The sequence below is a fragment of the Pleionea sp. WD8-19 genome (genome assembly GCF_055326765.1).
Genome location: NZ_JBUZOU010000010.1, coordinates 95,678 through 120,762, shown reverse-complemented (window position 1 = coordinate 120,762; position 25,085 = coordinate 95,678). Strand labels below are relative to the sequence as shown.

The 25,085-nt window shown below is 41.2% G+C and carries 22 protein-coding genes and 1 pseudogene; 9 read left to right on the top strand and 14 right to left on the bottom strand.

Annotated elements, in window-relative coordinates:
• Positions 1-1,296, top strand: coding sequence for an amidohydrolase family protein (locus ACTUJY_RS13260; protein ID WP_463616580.1), 1,296 nt, complete (start codon positions 1-3; stop codon positions 1,294-1,296).
• A gap of 168 nt (positions 1,297-1,464) precedes the next feature.
• A complete protein-coding gene (locus ACTUJY_RS13255) occupies positions 1,465-2,889 on the top strand; it encodes a hypothetical protein (protein ID WP_463616579.1) in 1,425 nt (474 codons plus the stop codon).
• Between the two features lie 254 nt (positions 2,890-3,143).
• On the opposite strand, the gene ACTUJY_RS13250 is transcribed toward ACTUJY_RS13255, so the two are convergent.
• From ACTUJY_RS13250 to ACTUJY_RS13225, 6 genes are all read right to left on the bottom strand, one after another.
• Positions 3,144-3,404 carry a hypothetical protein gene (locus ACTUJY_RS13250; RefSeq protein ID WP_463616578.1) on the bottom strand — a complete coding sequence of 87 codons (261 nt, stop codon included), beginning with the start codon at positions 3,402-3,404 and terminating at the stop codon, positions 3,144-3,146.
• 102 nt (positions 3,405-3,506) lie between these two features.
• On the bottom strand, positions 3,507-4,295 hold the full coding sequence (locus ACTUJY_RS13245) for a bestrophin-like domain (protein WP_463616577.1): 789 nt from the start codon (positions 4,293-4,295) through the stop codon (positions 3,507-3,509).
• A 78-nt stretch (positions 4,296-4,373) separates the two neighbouring features.
• The gene (locus tag ACTUJY_RS13240; RefSeq protein ID WP_463616576.1) at positions 4,374-5,288 is read right to left on the bottom strand and encodes a mechanosensitive ion channel family protein; all 915 of its coding nucleotides are present in this window, start codon (positions 5,286-5,288) and stop codon (positions 4,374-4,376) included.
• A 435-nt stretch (positions 5,289-5,723) separates the two neighbouring features.
• Entirely contained in the window at positions 5,724-6,962 is a 1,239-nt protein-coding gene (locus ACTUJY_RS13235) for a VWA domain-containing protein (protein WP_463616575.1), read from the bottom strand.
• 336 nt (positions 6,963-7,298) lie between these two features.
• Entirely contained in the window at positions 7,299-8,168 is an 870-nt protein-coding gene (locus ACTUJY_RS13230) for a response regulator (protein ID WP_463616574.1), read from the bottom strand.
• The gene (locus ACTUJY_RS13225; protein ID WP_463616573.1) at positions 8,165-8,641 is read right to left on the bottom strand and encodes a chemotaxis protein CheX; all 477 of its coding nucleotides are present in this window, start codon (positions 8,639-8,641) and stop codon (positions 8,165-8,167) included. The genes ACTUJY_RS13230 and ACTUJY_RS13225 overlap by 4 nt, the downstream gene beginning before the upstream one ends.
• A gap of 619 nt (positions 8,642-9,260) precedes the next feature.
• On the opposite strand from ACTUJY_RS13225, the gene ACTUJY_RS13220 reads away from it, so the two are divergent.
• A complete protein-coding gene (locus ACTUJY_RS13220) occupies positions 9,261-12,311 on the top strand; it encodes an endonuclease (RefSeq protein WP_463616572.1) in 3,051 nt (1,016 codons plus the stop codon).
• A gap of 39 nt (positions 12,312-12,350) precedes the next feature.
• Here ACTUJY_RS13220 and ACTUJY_RS13215 read toward each other — a convergent pair whose 3' ends face one another.
• The gene (locus ACTUJY_RS13215) at positions 12,351-13,157 is read right to left on the bottom strand and encodes a glucosaminidase domain-containing protein (protein WP_463616571.1); all 807 of its coding nucleotides are present in this window, start codon (positions 13,155-13,157) and stop codon (positions 12,351-12,353) included.
• Between the two features lie 194 nt (positions 13,158-13,351).
• Between ACTUJY_RS13215 and ACTUJY_RS13210 the strand changes: the two genes are divergently transcribed.
• The 6 genes and pseudogenes from ACTUJY_RS13210 (at position 13,352) to ACTUJY_RS13185 (ending at position 18,874) form a co-directional block, all read left to right on the top strand.
• Positions 13,352-14,272: a DMT family transporter gene (locus ACTUJY_RS13210; protein WP_463616570.1), complete on the top strand. Its 921-nt coding sequence runs from the start codon at positions 13,352-13,354 to the stop codon at positions 14,270-14,272.
• 237 nt (positions 14,273-14,509) lie between these two features.
• Positions 14,510-15,403, top strand: a complete 894-nt coding sequence (locus ACTUJY_RS13205; protein WP_463616569.1) for a mechanosensitive ion channel family protein — start codon at positions 14,510-14,512, stop codon at positions 15,401-15,403.
• Positions 15,396-16,226 (top strand): magnesium transporter MgtE N-terminal domain-containing protein, encoded by an 831-nt coding sequence (locus ACTUJY_RS13200; RefSeq protein WP_463616568.1) that lies wholly within the window; start codon positions 15,396-15,398, stop codon positions 16,224-16,226. Before ACTUJY_RS13205 ends, ACTUJY_RS13200 begins: the two co-directional genes overlap by 8 nt.
• A 13-nt stretch (positions 16,227-16,239) precedes the next feature.
• Entirely contained in the window at positions 16,240-17,583 is a 1,344-nt protein-coding gene (locus ACTUJY_RS13195) for a magnesium transporter (RefSeq protein ID WP_463616567.1), read from the top strand.
• 103 nt (positions 17,584-17,686) lie between these two features.
• A pseudogene (locus ACTUJY_RS13190) lies at positions 17,687-18,544 on the top strand (ATP-grasp domain-containing protein); the annotation flags it as partial.
• Positions 18,545-18,592: 48 nt separating this feature from the next.
• The gene (locus tag ACTUJY_RS13185) at positions 18,593-18,874 is read left to right on the top strand and encodes a cation:proton antiporter regulatory subunit (protein ID WP_463616614.1); all 282 of its coding nucleotides are present in this window, start codon (positions 18,593-18,595) and stop codon (positions 18,872-18,874) included.
• A gap of 262 nt (positions 18,875-19,136) precedes the next feature.
• Here ACTUJY_RS13185 and ACTUJY_RS13180 read toward each other — a convergent pair whose 3' ends face one another.
• The 7 genes from ACTUJY_RS13180 to ACTUJY_RS13150 all read right to left on the bottom strand — a co-directional run bounded on the left by ACTUJY_RS13180 (position 19,137) and on the right by ACTUJY_RS13150 (position 24,970).
• On the bottom strand, positions 19,137-19,682 hold the full coding sequence (locus ACTUJY_RS13180) for a hypothetical protein (protein ID WP_463616566.1): 546 nt from the start codon (positions 19,680-19,682) through the stop codon (positions 19,137-19,139).
• 215 nt (positions 19,683-19,897) lie between these two features.
• Positions 19,898-20,407, bottom strand: coding sequence for an O-acetyl-ADP-ribose deacetylase (locus tag ACTUJY_RS13175; protein ID WP_463616565.1), 510 nt, complete (start codon positions 20,405-20,407; stop codon positions 19,898-19,900).
• Between the two features lie 45 nt (positions 20,408-20,452).
• Positions 20,453-20,995: an RNA 2'-phosphotransferase gene (locus ACTUJY_RS13170; protein ID WP_463616564.1), complete on the bottom strand. Its 543-nt coding sequence runs from the start codon at positions 20,993-20,995 to the stop codon at positions 20,453-20,455.
• Positions 20,996-21,018: 23 nt separating this feature from the next.
• Positions 21,019-21,387, bottom strand: coding sequence for a hypothetical protein (locus ACTUJY_RS13165; RefSeq protein ID WP_463616563.1), 369 nt, complete (start codon positions 21,385-21,387; stop codon positions 21,019-21,021).
• Positions 21,388-21,420: 33 nt separating this feature from the next.
• The gene (locus ACTUJY_RS13160; protein ID WP_463616562.1) at positions 21,421-23,079 is read right to left on the bottom strand and encodes an NAD+ synthase; all 1,659 of its coding nucleotides are present in this window, start codon (positions 23,077-23,079) and stop codon (positions 21,421-21,423) included.
• Between the two features lie 18 nt (positions 23,080-23,097).
• The gene (gene pncB / locus ACTUJY_RS13155) at positions 23,098-24,327 is read right to left on the bottom strand and encodes a nicotinate phosphoribosyltransferase (protein WP_463616561.1); all 1,230 of its coding nucleotides are present in this window, start codon (positions 24,325-24,327) and stop codon (positions 23,098-23,100) included.
• Position 24,328: 1 nt separating this feature from the next.
• On the bottom strand, positions 24,329-24,970 hold the full coding sequence (locus ACTUJY_RS13150; RefSeq protein ID WP_463616560.1) for an isochorismatase family protein: 642 nt from the start codon (positions 24,968-24,970) through the stop codon (positions 24,329-24,331).
• Positions 24,971-25,085: the final 115 nt, after the last annotated feature.

The following is a 25,085-nucleotide window of genomic DNA, read 5'->3' as shown; positions in this document are numbered from 1 at the left end:
ATGAACCTATTCAAAATTCACAATGCAATGATTGCATGGCTTTTGACCGTTTCGATTCCAGCGATGTCCACCGACATCGTTCCTGGTAGTGAACAGTCTCAACCCATTTTAATTAAAAATGCCACGCTTTATACTGTCACCCAAGGCGTTAAAAAGTCTCACGATCTTCTGTTTGCCGATGGCGTCATTCAACAAATCGGTGAAAACCTTTCGGCACCAGAAAATAGTAGAGTGATCGATGGAACAGGTAAACATGTTTATCCGGGTTTAATTGGGCTAACCTCTCATCTGGGATTAGTTGAAATAGAAGCCGTGCGTGCCACACGTGACTTAGCAGAAACTGGTACAGCTACGCCTGAAGTCAAAGCGCATATCGCTTACAACGCCGATTCTGAGCTGATCCCTACGGTACGCAGCAATGGCATCACTCACATCCAAGTCACACCCTTAGGCAGTGGATTAAATGGCCAATCATCGTTGGTACACCTCGATGGCTGGAACTGGCAAGACGCACTGGTAAAAGCACAAACCGGTATGCATTTGGTTTGGCCTCAGGTAGGCATTAATAAAAATTACTGGGAAAAGCGTACACCGGAAAAGCAAAAAGAAGACAACGAAAAAGCTCAAAAGCAATTAAAAGACATGTTCGAACAGATTAAAGCATACGTTAAAGCGCGAGATGCCGATTCTGACTCAGCCATTGACTTGCGTTGGGAAGCCATGCGACCAGTGATTAAAGGAACACTGCCTTTGTTTGTGTATGCCTATGACTACCGGCAAATCGAACAGGCCATTCATTTTGCACAAAAAGAGTCGATTAAAATTGTGATTGTCGGCGCTATCGACGCTGACAAAGCAATTGGGCTTTTAAAGGCCAGCAATACGCCCGTTGTTTATACATCACCCTGGGGACGGCCCGCACGCAGTGATGAAGCGATCGATCGCGCGTTTCGTACTCCGTCAATTCTGGAACAAAACGGAGTTAATTACGCACTAGCCATTGAAGGCAGTTGGAATGTGCGAGACTTACCCTTTGCAGCGGGACAATCCATCGCTTATGGTGTATCACCAACTACGGCACTTAAATCGGTTACGCTCGAAGCCGCAAAAATATTAGGTGTTGATGATAAGCTGGGCTCTCTCGACACCGGTAAGCAAGCTAACCTAGTGATCAGCAGCGGCGATCTTTTTGACCACTTAACACATAAAGTGGAAACGCTGTTTATCGAAGGCCGAGAAGTGGATTTAGATAATCGCCAAAAACGCTTGTATCAGAAGTATTCGAAGAAAAAATAAATTTATCGAAAAATTGAATACGCACATGGATGTGCGCTTCAAGCTCAAATTAATAGGCCTTTGCGAGATGTCGTCTATAATATAACCCAAGCAATAGAGTTTTCGACATTCTGGTGACTCAAACGCTTTGGGTAAAAAATAAATTTTAAACATGGCCTACCTAATCGAATGGACAGTATTTTCCTAATATTTATATTCGAAGCCGTCATAATACTGTCTGCTATCACGGCGATTGTTGGGCACTACATACGCTCTCGCTTTAAAGACTTACGTCATGAAATTGATCGTAAGCAGAAAAAAATTGATCGGTTAAATAACAACATTAGTTTGCTGACCATGCAACTGGGCGAGGCGAGAACAGAAATCAGCAGCATCAGCTCAAACGATATCGATGCTTATTTAAAAGAGTGCATGAGCACCACTCGACAAATCATCATTCATCGCTATGGCAAAAACAATGCCGTCGCTCAAGAAAACAACCAAGCCCTATCACGACTTTCACTCGTGTTTCGGTATAAAATGCTGGAAGCTGAATACGATGCATTAACCGAAACCGATAGCCAGTCCTTAATCTGTGATAAAGTCATTAACGAAATCCGACCGTTAATTAAACGCTTCTTGTTACAACAATTCAAAGACACGACAGCTAAGGTTAGTGACAATGCTTTTCATTTATTGCAAAGTCAAAATAAAGAACTTCAAGAACAAGTAAACGACCTTCAGGAATACAAAGATTCCCTACAGGAGCTTTTGCGAAACGCCACCACACATCAACGCAGTAGTACAGGCCTCATTCAAAAAATTCAATATCAAGCGGGATTAGAAGGCGCTTCAGATGAACTCAATGAGCTAATGCAGTCACTCAATCGGCAGTTATTGGTATTTGGTGAATCCATTGGTGCTAGTGATACTAGTATCGATAAGGACTCAACTACGTTTGACAGTTTTCAAGACAATCAAGATTTGAGCGCTGTCATTGACAACAGCAGCGACGAACTGGCCAAGCTCAAGTCGATTATCGCAAACCAAAGAAAGCTTCTCGAACTTCAAGGAACACAACTACCCGAGCAAGATTCTGAAACACAAAAACGCCTCCGTGAATTTGAAATGATAATCAAAGAGTCCGACATGTGCATACAAACCCTTGAAGCGGAGCTGGATAAAACCAAGTCACAACTCATGTCATTTGTAAAAAAAGCAATGGAGTATAAAGATCAAAAGAGCAAGTCGACCATCTTAAAGTCAAAAAACTCAGAATTAAAAATTCATATTGACGAGCTCTCCCACGAAAACAGCCGACTGCAAAAAGAACTAACGAAACAGAAAAGTGCAATCAATCAACTAACACAGCAAATGGGCGACTCGGACAAATCTAAAAAAATGATTGCTAAGCTACAACAGGATGTGGAGCAAAAACGCCTTCAAATAGGACGCCTTGAACTGGAAAAAGCGATGATAGAACACCAGTTTATGGAGCTTCATGAGCTCGATGAAGAAGTCACCAAAAAAGAAGCCGCCTACCGACGACTTCTGCTGGAGCACAAAATGCTGGAACAAAGTTATCTGGAACTGTTAGATTCGGATAATGAATAAACGAAAATACTTTACGCCTATTTTAACAGCTCTAGTTTATATATTGATACAATTGTAATACCAAACTCTTAAACCGTAGCTTCGAAAGACCGACGGATGTCGCAGAATGGATGGAGCGATAACGTAGCCCATTAACTTCTGAAAATGATAAATTTTTAGCATTTTTTTGTTTCGTATTAATTTATTAATGATGATGGGTTGCATCCATCCTACGCCTGTTAACACTGGCGCGTATTAGAGTAAACTTCATACGGTTAAATAGAAAAAGCAATAAAGTCTCCTTTAAAAACAAAGACTAAAAGTAAGCCAGCAAATACACTTGCTATAGAAATAGGTTTCACCCATTTTCCTTTATAAACACCTTTATTTTGGTACTTATATTTATCTGGAGTGAGATCGATATCACCAGTGCTAGGCCCTATTTCGAACGACCATGGGATTTCACCCGTTTTATAGTGCTTTATACCACTATAAATTAAAACCGCACCGATAATTTGAAAAAAGGTTATTTCCATTAAACTTCCTTCATACTACGTACCGCAAACCGCATTTGCCTTAATTATCGTATAGAAGTCGTAGAATGGGTGGAGCGATAGCGTTACCCATCCACGAGCTATCTATTTAAAATTAGATATCAAGTCCATCATTGCACTTTGATCAACCTGAATCATCCCCCTCTTTGGTCGGTCTAAGTCTATAATTATAAAAACGATTAAAGTAATTAATGTCGATACAAGCACTATTGGTGCAAATACTCTCTTTCCACTTAAACCTGCGGAATACCCCATTATCCCGCCTGATGAAATAAACACTAGAAATAATAGAACTAATACAACTTCAGGCACCTGCATTTTCAGAAGCGCATTTCTCTTCCCTTGACTATCAAATACATCATTCAAAGACTTTACAAATACTCCAGTAGTCACAGCACGAGGATCATCTTCTGTTGCAGACACAGCTAAAGACCAGAGTTTATCTTGTATTTCAGAAATATTTTCATTATATACCGCTCTCTCTTCCATTCTAGTTAAGTCTATTCGTGCAATCTCAACTCTCAACTTGACATAGTCCTGAAGCAAATCGACAGCTTCACTTTGATATGTTTCTGGTAATAGCTTAGTTCTCAGTATTGCCGTACCGATCGAATTTGCTTCATCAATCAAGGCCATACTTCTATTGTCGTACCTCTGCATCGACATACTAAATGTAAAACCCAACAGCAATGCTAGAAGACCTAAAATGCTCGCTTGAATTGAACCCGTTAACGACTTAACTTCATCATCTGTACGAGCCTGAACAAATCGACCTACTCGATAGCCAACTTCATTTAAAACTACAATCGCAGCAAATAATAAAAAAGCAATAGAAATACTACTAAATCCATATAACCAATTTACTTGACCCATAAATACTCCCATTGAATTTAGAAAATAACGAATACTTTATCTAGTCAACATTCTGTTAAAAGCCAGCTAACACTAATTTCAATCCGCTTTTTTAGAGTCAGGAATATTAACTTCAATCGCTGGAATCGAACTAAGCTCTAACGATGTCGAAGCAAGACTTATTTTCTGATTAAAGAGTTCAAAAATCTCTAATATTTTGGTACATATTTTATCTTTAGTACTACGACGTAATTTATAGTCAACCACATACCGTAAAGAGTATTCCACCCCATGATCTTTCATAACTAAAGTAACCATCGGCTCAAGCCTTGCATCTTCTAACATATATTTCTCTGTCATTTGTCGCCATTGTTCTTTCAATTTATTTACGTAAGAATCCGTAACCTCATTCAAAATTTTAAAAAATTCAATTCGAGCTAATTCATAGTCACTTCCATATTTAACAGTTAAAGAAATTTCGTCCCAAAGAAATGGAAAGTCAGATGAATAATTAAACACTGGTTCTTTAAAAATAAAGCTATTAGCAACACGAACCACACGTCCATTATATTGATCACCATTAATCCAACCGCCACATTCCATAATTGTAGTTCGTAAAATGCCAATGTCGATCACGTCACCCCTAATGCCACCAAGTTGAACTCTATCACCAACGTTATAGAAACGTCCGAACGACATTGCAACCCAACCCGCTACACTTGAGATCACTTCTTGTAACGCAAAAGCGACTCCCGCACCAGCGACACCAAAAAACACGGTCAAACCCGAAAGTTTATCGCTAAATACAATTGAAAGTAGAAAAATTGCAGCAATATATCCGAAAAAGGTTATAAGCTTTCTTAAGCGATAGCGCCTTTCTGAACTTTCAATATATCGACCTAAAACACGTTGTGAACTTCGAACTACTGCGAATACAGCTATTATTACAAATAAAGTCGCAATAATTTTTCCAACGACAGGATCAAATAGCCATTGTTCTAATAACTCATTCATTCTTTGAATACACTTTTAACATCCACAATGTGACTTGATATAATGACATACTAATAGTATTTGGAGGGCATTTAGGTATAAATATGCTAGAAAAAGCAAAAAATCAAGGCTTTATTTTTTTCAAAATTAACAGCAAGTTATTTTTACGTTTATATGAAGAAGTGATTTAAGTCGTAAGGTGAGTTGAGTAGCAGAAGTCGTAGGATGGGTGGAGCGATAGCGTAACCCGTCATAAATTATATAACGATATTGACAAACTTTAAGCCTCCATTAAATTATTTGAAAATTTTAATGGGTTAGCACCCTTCTTATGAGCTAAAAACAATAAGTCTTCGTTAACTTTAATTTCGACAAGCTCAGTTAGCGTACAGGAAAAGATTTAGCATTCACTGAGCGTTGTCGAATGGAATTACCTAGAAGCGTCATCTCGTGAAGTTAATGACTATCCTCCAAAATAAATGATTTTTCAGCAGCCTGCTTTTTAATAGCCAAGGACAAAGCTTCATCCATACTCGCTTCTGTAGTTGCTTGTAGCTTTTTTTTCTCCGCAACAAACGCAGCTCTCGCTTCACCCAATTGCTTGATTTTCGATTGAATAGCTTTGCGCTCTTCCGCTTTTGAAGCAACGTATTTCTCTCGCTCTTCCAGCTTCATGGCACGCATAGGCTCTGGTAATTCGGAGTCTTTAACCGATGATAAATCAACCTCTTTTTCTTCCAACGCATCAACCAGATCCCATGATTTATTGTTGTAGTATGCACTGGATTTAGATTTTGCCCGTTTCGCCAACAACGCACCGGAAACTTTACTGGCATTAAGATCTTGCTTCATTTGTCGCTCTGCGCTTTCTTGCCCCTTAGTTCCATACGGAATATAAGTTTGATTCAGCTTGGCGTTAAGCTCGGCAATTTCTTTATCTTGAGGCGCTTGAATATGCACAACCTGTTGATCGGCATTGATGCTCATGTAGCTGCCATCGGCTAGAACTGCACCGGATTGCCAGGTTTCGCTAATACCCTGATTGTAGTGACCCGCGTAAATGGTATTCACCGCAATGCCTTTCTTTTTCGCAGCGGCGATAGCTTCTCGATAATGGACTGGCCCTTGAGTAAAGGGTTCGTTACCGGCAATAAAAATGGATTTAATGTCATTTGGTGACGCGCTCCACTGTAGCTGCTCAACCGCTGTTTTAATAGCGTAACCGCAATATTCATCACCGCCGTTGGTGGTGAGTGAAAACAACCCTTCCGACACACGATCCAACTCGGTAGTAAAGCTGTTCAGCTTACGCACATAACCTTTACTCTTTGCGTTACCCGTATTGCCATAATCGAACAAGGCAACTTCCAGAATAGGTGTCATACCGTTGCGTTTAGCGGATGAAAACTCATTAACCACTTGCCAGAGCTGGTTTCGAGTTTGATTGATCAACCCGTCCATACTATTGCTGGTATCGAGTAAAATAGCCAATTGAATTCTCGGTCGCTCATTAGGTTTTACAATTTGAATAGGTGGCTTTCGTTTGATTGGCTCTACTTGTGAAGGGGACTTTAAGCTTTCTTTTGTGTTATTGATTGCTTGATTTTCCGTACTATGGCTGATTGATGCACTACCAATTAAAGTCGCTATGGCTAATGATATTAACGTTCTAACGCTTTTGGGTCGGGTATCCATGTTTTCACTCCTGAGCTAGTATTGATGGAATAACTACAGGATACGAAATTGTATGGATGACTATTAGACATCCAAACGTAAATTGTTAATAGTAAAAGTTTACATTTTGTTTACATTGCTATTTAAACATATTTAAAGTGGCACTTTTCAGAGCAAAATAACGAAAGGTATTTCAGGTATTGGTAGGATGTGGTGGAGCGCAGCGTAACCCATCAAAAACTTGTTCCCCATTAATTTTTATTTAAGCGATGGGTTATCACCACCCTACGCTTACTGCCCCATATCACAAGCTTTAACAACCTGCCTTTCAACCATCAAATACTCTTACTTAAACCACTAACTCTCAACTTCAAAAAAGAACTGTCCACCACCATAATTTTCAATATTAACCAAAAAATTCTTACGGTAATCCGATGGCGACGAGTTAATTTTAACAATTTTAGGAAACGGTGTATAAACCATCTGCATTCGATACAAGTTCAATTCCGTATGCGTATCCGAATCGTATATCAGGGTACTCAGAATATTCATAATACGCTCGGTGGACGAAACAATTTTATCGGGTACTTTGTTTTCATTAATAGCTACAATAACGTCTTGCGACTCCATGCCAATAAATGCACCGCCCATGCAACACGTGGTGGGAAGGTCAAGCGTAACCACACAGCGTATGCGTTTATCGCTATCACAAAACAAACCAACCGAAAATGGCATTTGTTCTTCACTCAGAGGTTGCACTTTATCTTCAAATATTTGAAATTTGGTACGATAAAAAGCACCAAATAATTTTTGCAAGGTTTGCGTTTGTGGAAAAACAATACTAGAACCGGGACCTTCCTTAATTCCTGCTAGCACCGGAAGTATGGCTTCTTTTAGTGACGCCACAGTAAACGGTTTGTTAACAATAAACAATGCGCCAGACTCCTTCGCACTTTGCAAGTTTTCAACCGCCGTTTCAGTGGTCACCAAACCCACCTTCACTTCCAACTCTTCGGCACGAAGCTTTTGCAATAACTCCAGCCCGTTCATTTCGGGCATATGCCAATCACATAGCACTAAGTCAGGTTGCCAACTTTTTATAATATCGTAAGCTTCTTTTCCGTTTTCAGCGCATCGATATTCACAGTCTTTATAGCCAGCTTTAATTAAAACTCGCTTAACAATGTTTTGCATTGCCAAGCTGTCATCAACAATTAAAAACTTCATGAAGCTGCATCCTTGAGTCGATGTTTGCCAATGGAAAGCTTCATTATTTTATCCTTTACACCGAATACAGCGCAAACGTCTGGGGAAATTGATTCGAACGAGCTTTGACATTGAACCATCGGCAGTCCTTGTTCGCAATGAGTGCTTAAATGTTGAATAAGAGAGCCCGCCAAAACGTTTATGCATTCACCTAGAGCATCTCTTCTTTCATTTTCTGAAGTTTCCTGAAGTTTTTTATCGAAAAAATCTTCAGCAATTTTATTAACGGTTACAGAGGAGCACTCGAGCGTAAGCTGATAATTCGCTTCATTTTCAACAAGCACTACAGAAGCACACCAACACTCATTTGATCCATCAGTTGTATAACAACTGGCATCTAATAAAGACACCTCCCAACCGAGTAGTGATTCAAAGACCGAATGAGCGGCTTGTATAAGATCATCAACAACAATATGTTGCAGACTAGACTTCATGATGTAATTGCTTCTAACTCTTTTTAATCATTTAAGTAAATTATCTCAAGAAAAACAAAATCGCCGATGCTTCTAAATATTACATCTCAAACTCAATTATGGCTCAGAATAATTTATATACAAACTTGCGAGTGAATCTTAAACAATTATCTCGTAAAATTATTTTGCACTGCAATTAAACGGTCATCAAAAAGAAAAATTTACGTCATTCAGTTTTCAAAATCTCGTTGCAAAATACATAAATTAAGAGCTCCATATTACTACTCAAAAAGATAGTGCATTTGACTTGCACTCGTGATTGTTATTGCGGTGTTGATCAATATGATCATTAGTATGGCAATCGCCAAAATAGCGCACAGCAAGTGTTTAAAGAATGTCGCACTTCCTTAGCGCATACCGCGCCGTGAAACTTTTGAGTAATAGAAAACGTATGTTTGGAACTCTTAATTAAACTATGCGTGTTAAGTGTTCTTTATTTTCTTACCAATATTTACAGTTGCTTTTTGTTTGAAAAATAAAAGATCATTCAACGCCAAGTTCACCGCACTGGTGAATTTAAAACCATCAGAGATTCGTCTCTGAGTTCTCAACCGATAATTATAAAATACAGGTAATTCCTATGAATCAACGTGCTTTTAAACGAGCTCTGGCTTTGTTGGCTGGTGCGGGGTTCGCTGTGTCTGTTACAGCGGCACCACCAACAAGCTATTACGACTCAGTCAACACTTCTAACGGAACAGCGCTGCACCAATCATTACATGAAATCATTGATGATCATCAACGCTTTCCCTATACAAGTAGCAATACCGACACCTGGGATATTCTGGAAGCGGCCGATGAAGATCCAAACAACAGTAATAATGTGTTAGATATTTATAAAAATGCGAGTTACTCGAAAGTCGGCGGCGGTAATAGCTTTTACAACAGAGAGCATTCTTGGCCTAAGTCTTACGGTTTTCCAAACGATGGCAGCAGTAACTATCCTTACACCGATGCACATCATCTATTTATTTCTGATAGCAGCTACAACTCCAGTCGCAGCAACAAACCTTACGACTTTTGTAGCACCTCATGTGATGAGAAGCCAACCGACTACAACAACAATCAAGGTGGTACTTCAACACAATCAAATTGGACAACCGGCTCGTTGACAAACGGAAAGTGGGAAACCTGGATTGGTCGTCGTGGCGATGTTGCTCGAGCGTTAATGTACCTCGCGGTGCGCTACGAAGGGGACAGTCATGGTGTAACCGGTATTTCGGAACCGGATTTGCGTTTAACGGATGATTTAAACCTGATTGCACAATCCAATACCGGCAGTAATATTTCCGTTGCCTACATGGGTTTAAAATCGGTGCTGTTGCAATGGCATCAACAAGATCCCGTTGACGATATGGAGCGCCGTCGCAATGATGTGGTTTTCAGTCATCAAGGCAATCGCAATCCATTTATTGATCATCCCGAATACGCCATTTGCGTTTTCTCTAACGACTGTTCGCATTTGGGCGGGGGTTCTGGTGATACGACCCCACCGGCTTCACCTACAGGTTTATCCGCGAACGGAGGACAGGCGCAAATCAGTTTAAGCTGGACCGCAAATACCGAAAGTGACCTTAACGGTTACTATGTGTATCGAAGCGATGCTGGGGCAAACAACTTCACTCGCATCACTTCCAATTTGATCACCAGCACCCACTTTGTTGACACTTCTTTGCCTGCCAACACGAGTTACGACTATTACATTACCGCAATCGATACCAGCTTTAACGAATCGAGTGCCAGCGTCATTGTTAGCGCGACTACAGATGCTTCGGGTGGCAATTCCAATGGTGAAGTCTGGATCAATGAATTCCATTACGATAACGAAGGCACCGACACAAATGAGTTTGTTGAAGTTGCCGGAACCGCTGGGCTGGACTTGAACGGCTGGCAATTAATGGGTTACAACGGAAACGGTGGTGCAAATTACAGCAGCGTAAGCCTTTCAGGCATTTTACCCGATCAAGAAAACGGCTTTGGTACGTTGCAATTCGCATTTGCGGGATTACAAAACGGTGCGCCCGATGGCATCGCATTGGTTGATAATAACGGCAACGCCGTGCAATTCATTAGCTACGAAGGCAGTTTTACGGCAACCTCGGGGCCGGCTTCAGGAATGACATCGCAAGATGTGGGTGTAAGCGAAACGTCGTCAACGCCAGTGGGTTACTCGCTTCAATTAAGTGGAAGCGGCAGCAGTTACTCTGACTTTACCTGGCAAACCGCCAGCGTGAACACGGCTGGAAGCATTAACACCAACCAAAGTTACACCGGTGGAGGCCCAACACAACCCACCGCAGAATTTACCTTCAACTGTACTAACCTGACTTGCTCTTTCGATGCCAGTAACAGTAGCTCACCTGCGGGTGGTATCGATACGTACACCTGGGACTTTGGCGATGGAGTGACTGCAACCGGCGTTCAGGTCAATCACACTTTTAACATAGCAGGCGACTACACGGTCACGCTCGATATTTTAGCGGTCGATGGTGGTACCGATAGCACCAGCCAAACGCTAACGGTAACCGATGCAAGCGGCCCGCAAGACAGTGCAGCGTGGATTAACGAGTTCCATTACGACAACGCAGGTTCCGATACCAATGAGTTTGTTGAAATTGCCGGTACGGCAGGTCTGTCTTTAGAAGGGTGGCAATTGCTTGGCTACAACGGCAACGGTGGCAGTGTATATCGCACCATCGATTTAACCGGCGTTATCCCGAATCAGAGCAACGGTTTTGGTACTTTGCATTTCGAGTTTAGTGGTATGCAAAACGGCGCACCCGATGGTATTGCCTTAATGGATAACAGCGGCAATGTGGTGCAATTCATCAGCTACGAAGGCAGCTTTACCGCTACTAACGGTCCAGCCAATGGTATGGCATCGGTCGATGTTGAAGTTCGCGAAACATCATCCACTCCGGAAGGCTTCTCATTACAGCTCGGTGGTTCCGGAAGTCAATACACCGACTTTACTTGGCAAGCTGCAGCCACGCACACCGCAGGCTTGGTGAATAACAACCAGAGCTTTGTGGCTGTCCCTACTCAACCAACGGCAGAATACACGGTTAGCTGTACCGAACTCACGTGTACTTTCGACGCAAGTAACAGCAGTTCACCCGCCGGTGGTATAGCCACTTACACCTGGCAATTTGGTGACGGAAACGCTGCCAATGGTGTGGTAGTTGACTACTCCTTTGCAGCAGCTGGCAACTACACCATAAATCTGAGTATTGTGGCCATTGATGGTGGCATTGACAGTACCGAGCAAACGGTTACCGTAACCGAACCGAGTGTGCCCACTTACTATGAGAACGATCATCCGTTCTTTGTGTATGACTGGTTTCCGGTGTATAGCGGATTGGATGTCTTGGTTTCTTCTGAAAAAAGTACAGCAACAGTAACCGTTAACTTATCGCATTCTTATCGTGGTGATATCAGTTTACGGCTTTATTCTCCGTCAGGTCACTACTATGTGTTAAAGCGCAGCAACCGATACGATAGCAACGCTAACGTTAACGAAAGTTTCACCGTTGACTTAATGGGTGATACTCAAGGTACCTGGATTTTGAAAGTAAAAGATCATTATTTGGGTGATTGGGGTGTACTTGAAAATTGGTCGATGCAATTCTAACGACCGCTCGAAGGATCCGGTTGCGCCGGATCCTTCATTTTATTCCAGATCATTTTGCCGAATCATTAATTGAATTTCTTTTACGTACGCCTCTCTGCGCGTGGAATAGTTTACTAATCCCTTCGCTAACTTTGCACCGGAGATTTTACCCTCCTCTTCCGCCATGATTTCTCGAAGCTGTCGAAACTCTTTGTAGGCATGAAACGTATTTAAGTTCATCATATAACTACGAACAGAGTCGACGGGTGAATTGAAAACGGCCACTTCATAGGTTTCTCCCAATGGCCGATTTTTTGGAACGATTCCGCACCCCTTTTTAAAACACCACTGACCGAATAAGTTATTACCTTTGCGTGCAAAACGAGAGCGCCCCCATGCCGATTCATTGGCAGCTTGCGCTAGCACTAAAGATTCAGGAATGGGCCTAACTCTTCTCGACAGTTGAGTCAAAATGGCACCTTTCCGTTCTCGTTTATCAACGTCGATCCGGTATTTTTCCGCGAGTGCTTTTACCTCGTCCCACTGACGTTGTGACAGATATTTTTTGTGTCCATAAATTTCAAGAAAGCGCTCCAGTTCGTGCTTATCTCGCATTATTTCGCTATTCACAATTTGAACGAGTGGCCTTAAAAAGCTAAAAAAAGCTTCTTTGCGATCTCGCACAACGGTGTATTCGGAAAAATCAGGTAGGCCTGATTCAGGGTACACGTCGGACTCTTTCACTGTGGGTTTTAACAGATGAGACTTGGGAAGCGCAAACAGCCAGTACATAATTAAGGCCGTTATACACAAACTGAGCATAAACAGCCGGAATGTTCTGTCGTTTTCAATTCCGTATACCTGCATAGCAATCCTGTGACTCATATGGGATAGGGATCGGCGCGCACCTTACCACAACGGTAAAAAACAGCAACCGTATGACACTGATGCAGTCATAATTACACCAAAACCGTCTAAAATCCTTATACACTTGTAATATTTCTAGCAAAATGCGTCAAAATTATCCATAATCGCGCGTTTTTTCGCTTCAAGGCTCCACAATGCATACAACCACCGGACAATGGCAACTCGGTTTATTTTTGTCTTTAGTTACCGCAATTTTATGGGGCATCTTGCCAATTGCGCTAAAAGGGCTTTTAAAATATACCGATGCAGTCACCATCACTTGGTACCGGTTTTTAATTGCCAGCATTGTTTTAGGCGGTTACCTCGCTTATAAAAATCGTCTTCCAAACCTCAGAAAACTGAAAAGCAAAACGTTGCTTTTATTAGCAGTCATTGTTATCGGCGGCTTATTAGGCAATTACATTGTCTATATGTTCGGGCTTTCATTGACCACACCAGAAGGCGCTCAAGTCATGATTCAGAGCGCGCCAATGCTGTTACTACTCGGAGGCCTGATCATATTTAAAGAAAGTTTTAACCGCTGGCAATGGAGTGGACTCATTACCTTTTGTGCTGGGTTGGTTTTGTTTTTTAATCAACGATTTGACGAATTCTTAGCTGCGGAGGGTGAGTATACTTGGGGTATTTTTCTTGTTTTCATTGCAGGCGTGTTGTGGGCGGCTTACGCGCTGGCTCAAAAACAAATGTTGAAAAATTACCCTTCCGAAGAAATCATGATCATGATTTACATTGTGGGTATTATTGTATTTTTACCAGGAAGCGCACCAAAAGATGCTCTAGAACTCGACTCCATTGGATGGTCTCTACTGATTTTTAGCGGAGCCAATACGTTGATCGCTTATGGCGCCTTTTCAGAAGCACTTGATCATTGGGAAGCTTCACGAGTCAGTGCCACCTTGGCCATTACCCCCTTATTGACATTGTTTTTTATGCAGCTAACCGGGTATTTGTTTCCAGGTTACATCGAAGCTGAACCGATCAATGCGTTGAGTATAATTGGGGCTTTAATGGTAGTACTGGGGTCGGCAGTTACCGCATTGAGTAAAAATAAATAGTCACATTCGATAATACGCTTACTGCGATTGATTTCAATCGTATTTGTTCACTCACGTATTTCCTTCTGAGTTGCTGCCAGTTCTCTCATTAACTAAAACGCCACTGCGCAATTCACCTGGCTAAACTTTAATTTAGACCTATACTTTATGAACTCACTACAACAAGACGATTCTTCGATATATTAAATATCGTATCTGCTTTTAGGCATTGGTTGTATTCAATAGGTTACTTTTTTAATGTCACAAGATAACTCAGCCTTTAATTGGCAGGATGCACTTTCTGAAACCTATACGACCTTTTCGCGAGAGGTTATCGAATACCTACCGCAAATTTTAGGTGCTCTTTTTCTTTTTCTCATCGGTTGGACGCTCGCCTTTCTCCTTCGAATACTCGCGCGAAAAATGATTGGTGTTTTAGAACACATACTTTTACGTTCAGCTCGAAAATACGGTATTTCTCGCTCTAAAGGCCCTTCATACTCTCGTATTGGTGGCAATATTGTTTTTTGGATAGTTTTAATCTTTTTTGCGACGGCATCTGCCAATATGTTGGAGTGGAAAATTCTTGATGGTGTTACCGCTCAATTATTGGTACACCTTCCAAATGTGCTTACTGGCTTATTTATTATTTTATTAGGCTTTGCACTGGGCAACTTAACGTATTTAGGTGTTGCTAAAGCATCCGATGCTTCAGCAGCTCAACGCTCCAGTCGACTGGCTCGGTTCGCACAATTTGCCGTTGTTTTTATCGCCATCATCATTGGTGTTGAGCAATTAGGCATTCACGTTGAATTTCTAACAACCACATTCATAGTCATATTGGGTGTATTGCTTTCTGGTTTAGCATTTGGATTTGCGCTTGGGGCCAAAAGTTTTGTCGCCAATGTTATCGGTTCGCAAACCATGAGCAAACACATTAAAGTCGGACAATCTATTGAGTTAAATAACATAAAGGGGGAGCTGCTTGAAATTACCCCCACTACTTTGATTATTGAAACCGACAAAGGTTGGGCTACCATTCCAGCAAAACTGTTTCATGAACAAGTGAGTCAAATTATTTTAGAGTCGGGAAGCTCTTCCTCTCAAACACCTCACTCTACACCTCCGCCAAGCGAAGAACATCATGAATAACCTAGAGGAAATTCTCAAGGCCTTTATTCAAAAACACCCCGAAGCCGCAGCACGTGAATTAGAACTTCAACCAAAAGAAAGTGCGGTTCATTTAATTAAATCTTTGCCCGCTAATTACGCAATTAAACTCATCGAGTTTATGCTTCCACTCTATTCCTCTGCCGTATTATCGGAACTTGATCCCGATGTAGCAGCCGACTTAATCGCGGATCTAAACGCCAATCATATCGCCAATATACTTAGAAGTACGAAGCCAACCGTACGCGATAAATTGCTTGATAACCTTCCGGAAAAAAAAGCCGTGCTTTGCCGGCTTTTGCTAAATTATACACAAAGTATTGTTGGATTTTGGATGCGTCCTGACGTTTTAATGCTTTACGATGACAGTACAGTTCAAAAATCATTGTTTCAATACACGAAAACCAATAGCTTATTGATTAACAATGGACTTGCCGTTATTAATCAAAAAAAACAGTTTAAAGGCATCGTAAAATTTGTTGATTTATTGCTAGCAAAAAAAGAAACCAAAATTGCTCAATTACCTTTATTCACAATGCCAGTAATTTCAAGCCGCTTGAGCCTCGCTTCAGCACATCACCATATGGGTTGGGAAAAATATGATGTTCTTCCTGTTCATAACCGATACCAGGAGCTTATAGGATTGTTACATCACTGCGATTTGCGCCGTGGCCTATTGCAATTCCAACACGCAAGCCAAGCGGTTAAGCATAAAGATTTATTTGAGCAAATCACAAAAGCTTACTCAACATCATTATTGTCCATGTTCGATTTGTTTGAAGGACACAACCCAAGATCACGTTAACTGGAGGCTTGGTATGCCTATCGATTCAACAAACGAATCTTCTGCATTGCAGCCAGAAAATGAAAATTCGGTAAATGCATTAACTCGGGCATTTTTTCGGGATTTCCCATTTGATGCAGCAAAAAAACTCGAATCTTTGGAGCCTGAGCAGTTCGCCCAAGTTTTTGTAGAGCAACCCGCTATTTTACGATTTCGCGTTTGGGAGTACATAACCCCATCGTCAGCGGCTTCTATCATTTTACTGTTACCTGATGACATCGCGCTCGAACTGCTTTTACTCATGGATGCCGGCCCTTGTGCATCATTATTGAGCCGCTTAGACAAAACGGCTCGGGAGCGGTATCTCTCGTTAATGACAGCCAATCAAGCCAAAGAACTTCGCGAGTTATTGGACTATCCAGTGGACAGTGCTGGCTACATGATGGATACCCAAGTTATTACAATGAATATGGACACAACTGTTGAAGTTGCCATGTCGCAAATTATTCGCAGTCCTTCTAATAGGCGGCAAAGCATCTACACATTAACGGATGACATGCGGTTACACAGCCGAGTTGACCTCGTTGACTTAATTGGAACCGATCCAGACCTTCGCATCAGTCAACTCAGTCAGCCTGTTACTTTGTTTGTGCATGCACTTGACCCAAAAGATGACGTTGTTGACAAACTTCAAAAAAATGCCATCGACGTGTTACCCGTTGTTGATATCCATAACCGGTTGTTAGGAGTCATTAGGGGAGCTAATGCCATCGGCGCAATTAAAGAAAATATAGCGGCCGACTTACAAACCATGGTAGGAGCAAGTGCAGACGAGCGAGCCCTTTCTAGTAGCTTTTTCGCAGTTCGAAAACGTCAGCCCTGGCTGCAAATTAACTTATTAACAGGTTTTTTGGCCGCTTCTGTTGTCGGTATGTTTGAAAGCACCATTGCACAGTTTACTGCACTTGCTGTACTCATGCCGATAGCGGCAGGACAATCCGGTAATACGGGAGCTCAAGCGCTTGCCGTTACGATGCGAGGTCTTACTTTACGAGAAATAACCATTCGCCACTGGCTACCGGTGATGTTTAAAGAAGCCAGTGCTGGATTGATGAATGGTTTAGCCATTGCCGTCACCTGTGCAATTGGCGTTTATTATTGGAGTAACAGTTTTGGATTGGCTCTGGTTCTTGCGTTGTCGATGATTATATCGATGACCATTGCAGGAACAGCCGGCTCTCTGGTACCGATTTGTTTAAAAAAGTTAGGCCAGGATCCTGCTCAGTCTTCTTCTATAATATTAACAACCATTACTGACATTGCTGGCTTTATGTCTTTTCTTGGTATAGCGACGGCGTTAGCAAGTATGCTTCATTGATATTAGTCAACTTTAGTGGCTAAAAACTGTTTTAATATGAGTCAGTATTCACTAAGCGAAAAACGTCAATACATTCAATCTATTGCAACTAGAGGTAAATCCGATGAAGCTCGCGATACTCTCTTGCGGTCCAACGGCATACAGTACCAAACGTTTAAAAGAGGCCGCCTTGCAACGAGGTCATAAAGTTAAGGTGTTGAATACACTAAAATTTGCAATCGACCTTCAACGCAATGAACCCGACTTATTCTATAAGCAAAAAGTGCTTAGTCATTACGATGCGGTACTCCCACGGATCGGTGCTTCCATTACTTATTACGGAACAGCCGTTGTTCGACAGTTTCAAGAGATGGATATCTTTTGTGCCAATACGGCACATGGCATTAGCAATTCGCGCGATAAATTACGCAGCTTGCAAATACTCAGCCGACATCATATAGGCATACCAAGAACAACATTTGTCCGCGATAAAAAAGACGTGCTTCCGGCAATTGAACGGGTTGGTGGAGCCCCTGTTATTATTAAGCTCATTGAAGGTACTCAAGGTATCGGTGTTTTGTTGGCAGAGTCGGTTAAAGCGGCTGAGTCAATCATTGAGCTTTTACAAAGCCAAAAACAAAATGTGTTAATTCAAAAGTTCGTCGCAGAAAGTAAAGGAAAAGATATTCGCGCCTTTGTCGTTGGCGATCAGGTTGTTGCTGCAATGAGGCGCGTTGCTCAAGGACAAGAGTTTCGAAGTAACGTTCACCGTGGTGGTGTTGCAGAACCTATTGATCTGCCAAAGGAATACATAGATACAGCCGTTCGCGCAGCGCAAATTACCGGGCTTCGCATTGCTGGTGTGGACATGCTTGAAGGTAAATCGGGCCCACAAATTATGGAAGTTAACTCCTCGCCCGGCCTAGAAGGCATCGAAACCTGCACCGGTCTCGACATCGCTGGCGCGGTCATTGACTACATTGCACAACAAGTCGATTTTCCTGAAATCGATATTCGTCAGCGACTTACTGTGAGTAAAGGTTATGGCGTGAGTGAAATATATATTCCGGAAGGTTCAAAATTTGTCGGCTTAAGCATTGCCGATACAAAATTGAGAGAACAAGATATTAATGTTTTAACGTTGTATCGCGGCGAGAAAACCATTCCCAACCCTAAATCAGAACGCATCTTAGAGCCTAATGATAAGCTACTTTGCTTTGGTAAAATGGAATCCATGCGAGGCTTGGTTCCTGAAAAAGTTCGTCGTCGCCGACGTCCTAAAGTGACCGAGTTACACAACAAGTCAGAATAACTTCGGCTTTTAGAGAAACAATTTTCGCAGTTAAAGCCATGTCGTAATGGATAGGTCAATATTTTCATTGACCTATGTGGGATGGGTGTTAACTCATCTTTTTTAAAGCAACCGTTGATGGGTTTCGCAAAGCTTCAACCATCCTACAAAAAGCAATAGAATATAGGTCACTTCAAAAATGCTAGCGAAGGGTAAGTATTGATTTCTGCCATCGGCCAATTTCGGATATATTTCAGTCTAAACCTTTAAACAATCATACTATTTAGTATTTACTCTTGCTAAGATCAACAACCCAGACTTTGTGATACTCTTTAAAATTTGAATGACTATTCTTTAGCAAAGCCAGAATCATTGCCCAACGAGTGTGGCCTTCAAGTATCTGATAAGGTAAAACCATTTTTTCACCTGGACGACTTTTCGGATGTGATAGATGGCCTCCATTTTCACCAACAATAATCGGACATGGAAAGGTGCCATTACTAATCATATATTTCACAACATAAATTTCATCAATAGCGGACTGCTCACTTGAACTTAACCAGTTAATTCCTTTTTCTAGATACTGCTTTCGCTCATCGTCAAAGTGACTAATTTTAGCTAAGTCTTCTTTCGAAAATGTCTTTAATGAAAACCGCCAACTTTTCAGATCATACTTAGACCATTTTTCAATGAAGCATTCATTGTGCTCAAAAGGCCACTGTTTGATTACACATTTTGGGAAGTTTGATAGAGCACAAGGCCATTTTTTCAAATAGCTATCAAATGATTCATTGGAATCGACTTTTTGTGGAATCTTATTTGACAACATTGCAACTCCGATTCTATTATCTATTGTTCGCTATAAAAATAGCACAACACAAGTAGCATGGGTGTTAACCCATCTTTTAAAAATAATCATTGATGGGTTACGCAAAGCTTCACCCATCCTACAGAATACAACATACTTTATCGAAGCCACTAAAAAGGGTGGTGAGCGTTAGATTCTTACTCCCCTATTTCGAAGCTTTAACATTTAGAGTTAACTTAATCTATACCAAGTGCATTCTTAAATTGTTTTACAATATTATCTTCAAAACCAACAAGTGTAACCGCAGGCGCATTTTTATTTTCTTTTATAAAGCTTGATACTTCTTTCGCAGCAATTTGACAGGCACGTTCAATTGGAAATCGATACGCTCCGCAGCTTATCGCTGGAAAAGCAATCGTTTTAATTTCATGTTCAATTGCGAGTTTCATACAGTTTCGATAACACGATGCAAGTAACGACTCTTCATTTTTTTGACCGCCAAACCAAACAGGGCCAACCGTATGGATCACATATTTAGCTGGAAGATTGTAGCCTTTCGTTATTTTTGCATCACCCGTGTTACAACCTCCTAAAGTTTTGCATTCAGATAATAACTCTGGGCCTGCAGCTCGATGTATAGCTCCATCGACTCCACCTCCACCGCAAAGAGATGAATTAGCCGCATTAACGATTGCGTCGACAATCAACCTAGTAATATCACCTTTTAATACTTCTACCTTGCTCATAATTGACTCCTTAAATTTTAATTAGAATTCGATAATCACACTTCTCTATTGAGCTTTTACATTCATGTATTGCACCGGAACATGATCAACCAGCCAGACATTATTATCACTGACATAAAATTCATAACCATCTTTGTACATGCTTTCGGCATCTACTTCGATAATTATAGGTTTTCCGTAACGCAAGCCAACCGACATAGCAGTTTGCTCATTACTTGTCAGATGAACATGATGACGATTCATTTTTCGAATCCCTTCGTTCATAATCAAGCCCAGATTCTTCGATGCAGTACCGTGTAAAAGCACTTTTGGAGGTTGCATGGGTTGCAATGCCAAATCAACTTTGAGGCTATGGCCTTGACTTGCTCGAATTTTCTTTCCATCGTTACTAATAGAAAATCGCTTTTTATCATTCTCAGCGACTACTTCATCCAGTATTTCTCGTGTAATCTCGACTCCTGAAATTGCTGATTTCTCGATCAATTGTGAGATTGATGCCCACCCATTATTATCGAGCTTCAAACCAATTTGTTCGGGTTTATGCCTCAAAATAAAACTCAAATATTTCGACACTTTTTTATTTCTCACTTACTTATCCTTTTAACTACAAGTCACTTAAACTTAACAACTTCTCGATACTCACCTATAACCTCTATTTTTCCAATGATATTGTCGTTTAGTGCCTCGAGATCTTCCGCTGGTATCCACCACTCCGTATGATGACTTGCACCAACTGTTTTTATCGGGTACTTGTCCACAAACTCTTTTCTTACCTTGAATTTGGTTACAAACCCAATCCCCTTATCTTTTACATTCCAATTATTAACTTCAATTGCGTACTGCTCGTTAGTCACAGGATAAAAAATAGGTTGCTCAGGCAATCGTGCTGGCCATCGTTTGTAGCCGCTATCAATCACCAATTGTAATTCATTTCTTCCTGTAGGTCGGTACATCGTGACCGTTTCTATATTCAATGTCATTTCCTTCTCCTCTAACGTTAATTCTAAATGCAATTAACTATATCTTGCCGCCACAGGCAACCAACGCCCTTTACCAAAACTTCGTTTTTGTACTCGAATAATGGGTGGTGCCTGTCGCCTTTTAAACTCCGCTCTATCGACCATACGATGTATTTTTTTAATCTCATCGTCAGGTATTGAGTACTGCTCAATGATTTGCAAACATTGGTTTTGTTCATCTGCACTCATTAAATCGCCTTCAATGTATACTTTTAATATGGCGTCGAGCAGCGGGTAATCGGGTAATGAATCACTATCAAACTGCCCTTCTGACAATTCCGCACTGGGCTTTTTATCAATGATGGCTAGAGGAACCACTACTCGGCCTTTCAGCCCATTAATGTATTGTGCTAACGCATACACTTCCATTTTATAAAGGTCACCTAACGGATTTACTCCGCCATTCATATCACCATACAAAGTGGCGTATCCCACACTCATTTCACTTTTATTTCCAGTAGAGACAACCAATGCACCGAAATGATTACTGTATTCCATGAGTATGCGCCCACGGATCCGTGCTTGCATATTCTCCATTGTTAATCGTGAAGGCTGAACTCCAGACATACGTTCAAAGTTGGCAACCGCTAGTTTAAACTCCTCCGCAATTGGCGCTTCAATCAGGTTAATACTAAGATTTTCGCAAAGTGATTTAGAATCGTTCACACTCCCAGCGGATGAAAACTTAGATGGCATAGTTATCGCGGTTACATTTTCCGCACCTAATGCTTCAGTACAAATGGCTAATGTAACGGCAGAATCAATACCACCAGATGAGCCAACCACAACTTTATTAAAATTGCACTTTCGAACGTAATCGCGCAGGCCTAGTACCGTTTGATTCCATAACACATCAATTTCGGTAGACTGAATGTTTGGAACGATGTCGTAATGAGCATCTAAACAGTATTCGCCGATAGCCTCTTTAAACGCAGGCAATTGGTAAACCAACTTTCCTTTTTCATTCACGACAAAACTGTTCCCATCAAACACCAATTCATCATTTCCGCCAATTTGATTCACATAAATTACCGGCGCAGACGTTTTTCGCGCGACTCTATAAATAACAGCGAAACGCTCCTCTGCTTTACCAATATTGTTCGGCGAAGCATTAATGCTGATTACAGCATCCAGGCTCTCGTTCTGTAATGCTTTTACCGGATCATTTTGATAACTTAACGTGTGTGTCTTTGACCAGGCATCTTCACAAATTAAAAAGCCTATTCTTCGGCCATGTGATTCAAAAATACCAGGCTCAGTCCCGGCTTCAAAATGACGCGCTTCATCAAACACGTTATACGTGGGGAGCAGTTGTTTATGGTACTCATAAACATGCTTGCCATTCATTAGAACCGTTAACGCGTTGTGTACGCTTTTTCCTATTTTTGAAGTGCTTCTTGCTGCAAAGCCAACCACTATGCCACAAGCATTATTTCGAGTTGCGTCAGCTAATTGCTGTAATGCTTGATACTGACGATCGATTACAGACTTTCTTAGTACCAAGTCTTGCGGGTAATAGCCTGTAAGAGCCAACTCCGTACAAATCAGCAATGCATCCTCTTGCTTTACGCTTTGATAAACTTCCAATATTTTATTAACATTTCCCGCTATATCGCCCACAATAAAGTTAAGCTGCGCTAATACAAACTTCATCATCTTCTCCACTAGCACTTATTTTTTACTATTTTTCTCATTTTTTAATTCAAAAACTTGGCGTAAATAAGCCAAATAGGCTTCATCTTTACACATGGTTTTTCCTGGGCTGTCACTTATTTTTGCGACAGGTTGCCCGTTACATTGAATCATTTTCATCACAATATTTAAGGGTGTTACGCCAACATCGTGCGTTAAATTGGTACCAATTCCAAATACTAGATTTGTCGTATCGTGAAACTCAGTTAATAGTTCAAAAGCCAGAGGGATATTTAAGCTATCACTAAATACCAGCGTTTTTGACTTTGGATCGATACCGAGAACGCGATAATGCTCAATCATTTTATTAGCCCACTCAAAAGGACAACCACTGTCGTGTCTTACTCCATCAAACAACTTAGCAAAATAACGATCGAAATCACGAATAAAGGCATCTACACCCACAACATCGGTAAGAGCGATTCCCAAATCACCACGATACTCTTTTGCCCAAGTCTCTAACGCAACTTTTTGACTGTCAGCCAAACGCGGACCTAATGCTTGGAACGCTTGTAAATATTCATGCGCCATCGTTCCTAGTGGCTTCAACCCTAGTTCACGAGCGTAATAAACATTGCTGGAGCCAACCAGGTTTCGATGAATACTACGCCGTAAATGCTCCAATATATGTTGCTGCCATTGCCTGCTGAAGCGGCGGCGTGTTCCGAATTCCATTAACTTGAGCTTTTCTCCTAGCGGATGCGACTTGATCAAGTTTGTCTTTTCAATCAACCGATGTTGTCCTTCCTTCATGTCCAAATTGCTATGGTGACTTCTCGAAAAAACCTCTTCAATAATAGCGAGAACAGGCACTTCAAAAAGAATGGTGTGTAACCAAGGACCACGTACTCGAATATCCAGTTTCCCATCTTCATCTTTACCAATATGCACATATTGTTCGTTCAATTGAAACAACTTTAAAAACTGAACAAAATCGGGCTTTAAGTAATAAATGCTATTCAAGTAATGAGTTTCATTTTCAGTGAACTTAAGCTGACACAGATTTGAAATTTCTTTTCGAATCTCTGCTATTAATGGCATTAAATCAACACCGGGTGTACGGCACTTAAACAAATACTCCACTTCAGCTGCTGGGTGATGATGTAATACCGTTTGCATCATGGTGAGTTTGTACAAGTCGGTATCCAGTAATGAACGAATGACAGGCTTGTTTGAATCACCATTATTCAAAAAGTTTTGATTCGCCATTTTAAAGCCCTCTGAGCTGCTGAGTGGTATTGACGATATGAATACCCACTTGACTCATTTCATCTAAAGCGGTTGAAACCGTTTCGTCCGCGATACCTCGACATGCTTCGAGATTAACATACACCTCAAACCCCGCTTCTCTTAACTGCAATGCGGTCGTTTTTACACAGTAATCCGTTGCCAACCCACCAACAATAACGTTTTCAATTTGTCGCGTTTTTAGAAATTCGATGACGCCTGTGCTTAACGTATTTGCCAGATCGTGATAACAGGCTCCGTAAGGATGCATATCGAGCTCGACGCCTTTCCATACAAAATAATCGTATTCGGCTGGCTTTGGTAATCCGGCTATTAATTCGAAACCTTTGGTACCAGGCACCGCATGTTGATTCCACGCAATATCGACATTATCACCTTCTACTGGCGTAAACATTGGTTTATCGTCGCTGGCTACCCATACCGCTTTTGGACTGTGTGCATCTTTAGAGCCCAGCCTTAAAGCGGCTAACAGAGCTTGCTGATTAAGAGCATCGACAATGTCGGTTCCACCTGAAACCGGCAATTCATCAGGACACTCTGGAGTAAAAGCGTATTGTGCATCAACATCGAAAGATGCGGTTTTGTCGCGATTTAAAGCTTTCATATTTCTCTCTCCTTCCAGTTCAATCATAGACCAGAGTGTGTAATCTCCGTGCCTTGATTTAATATAGCACTTAATATACTATTAATAGTACACATGATGCACTATTATGTCAACA

Bases quoted from the DNA above. Each gene is read 5' to 3' on its own strand.
- ACTUJY_RS13260 (WP_463616580.1), top strand. From the start codon at position 1: ATGAACCTATTCAAAATTCACAATGCAATGATTGCATGGCTTTTGACC.
- ACTUJY_RS13255 (WP_463616579.1), top strand. From the start codon at position 1,465: ATGGACAGTATTTTCCTAATATTTATATTCGAAGCCGTCATAATACTG.
- ACTUJY_RS13250 (WP_463616578.1), bottom strand. From the start codon at position 3,404: ATGGAAATAACCTTTTTTCAAATTATCGGTGCGGTTTTAATTTATAGT.
- ACTUJY_RS13245 (WP_463616577.1), bottom strand. From the start codon at position 4,295: ATGGGTCAAGTAAATTGGTTATATGGATTTAGTAGTATTTCTATTGCT.
- ACTUJY_RS13240 (WP_463616576.1), bottom strand. From the start codon at position 5,288: ATGAATGAGTTATTAGAACAATGGCTATTTGATCCTGTCGTTGGAAAA.
- ACTUJY_RS13235 (WP_463616575.1), bottom strand. From the start codon at position 6,962: ATGGATACCCGACCCAAAAGCGTTAGAACGTTAATATCATTAGCCATA.
- ACTUJY_RS13230 (WP_463616574.1), bottom strand. From the start codon at position 8,168: ATGAAGTTTTTAATTGTTGATGACAGCTTGGCAATGCAAAACATTGTT.
- ACTUJY_RS13225 (WP_463616573.1), bottom strand. From the start codon at position 8,641: ATGAAGTCTAGTCTGCAACATATTGTTGTTGATGATCTTATACAAGCC.
- ACTUJY_RS13220 (WP_463616572.1), top strand. From the start codon at position 9,261: ATGAATCAACGTGCTTTTAAACGAGCTCTGGCTTTGTTGGCTGGTGCG.
- ACTUJY_RS13215 (WP_463616571.1), bottom strand. From the start codon at position 13,157: ATGCAGGTATACGGAATTGAAAACGACAGAACATTCCGGCTGTTTATG.
- ACTUJY_RS13210 (WP_463616570.1), top strand. From the start codon at position 13,352: ATGCATACAACCACCGGACAATGGCAACTCGGTTTATTTTTGTCTTTA.
- ACTUJY_RS13205 (WP_463616569.1), top strand. From the start codon at position 14,510: ATGTCACAAGATAACTCAGCCTTTAATTGGCAGGATGCACTTTCTGAA.
- ACTUJY_RS13200 (WP_463616568.1), top strand. From the start codon at position 15,396: ATGAATAACCTAGAGGAAATTCTCAAGGCCTTTATTCAAAAACACCCC.
- ACTUJY_RS13195 (WP_463616567.1), top strand. From the start codon at position 16,240: ATGCCTATCGATTCAACAAACGAATCTTCTGCATTGCAGCCAGAAAAT.
- ACTUJY_RS13180 (WP_463616566.1), bottom strand. From the start codon at position 19,682: ATGTTGTCAAATAAGATTCCACAAAAAGTCGATTCCAATGAATCATTT.
- ACTUJY_RS13175 (WP_463616565.1), bottom strand. From the start codon at position 20,407: ATGAGCAAGGTAGAAGTATTAAAAGGTGATATTACTAGGTTGATTGTC.
- ACTUJY_RS13165 (WP_463616563.1), bottom strand. From the start codon at position 21,387: ATGACATTGAATATAGAAACGGTCACGATGTACCGACCTACAGGAAGA.
- ACTUJY_RS13160 (WP_463616562.1), bottom strand. From the start codon at position 23,079: ATGAAGTTTGTATTAGCGCAGCTTAACTTTATTGTGGGCGATATAGCG.
- pncB (WP_463616561.1), bottom strand. From the start codon at position 24,327: ATGGCGAATCAAAACTTTTTGAATAATGGTGATTCAAACAAGCCTGTC.
- ACTUJY_RS13150 (WP_463616560.1), bottom strand. From the start codon at position 24,970: ATGAAAGCTTTAAATCGCGACAAAACCGCATCTTTCGATGTTGATGCA.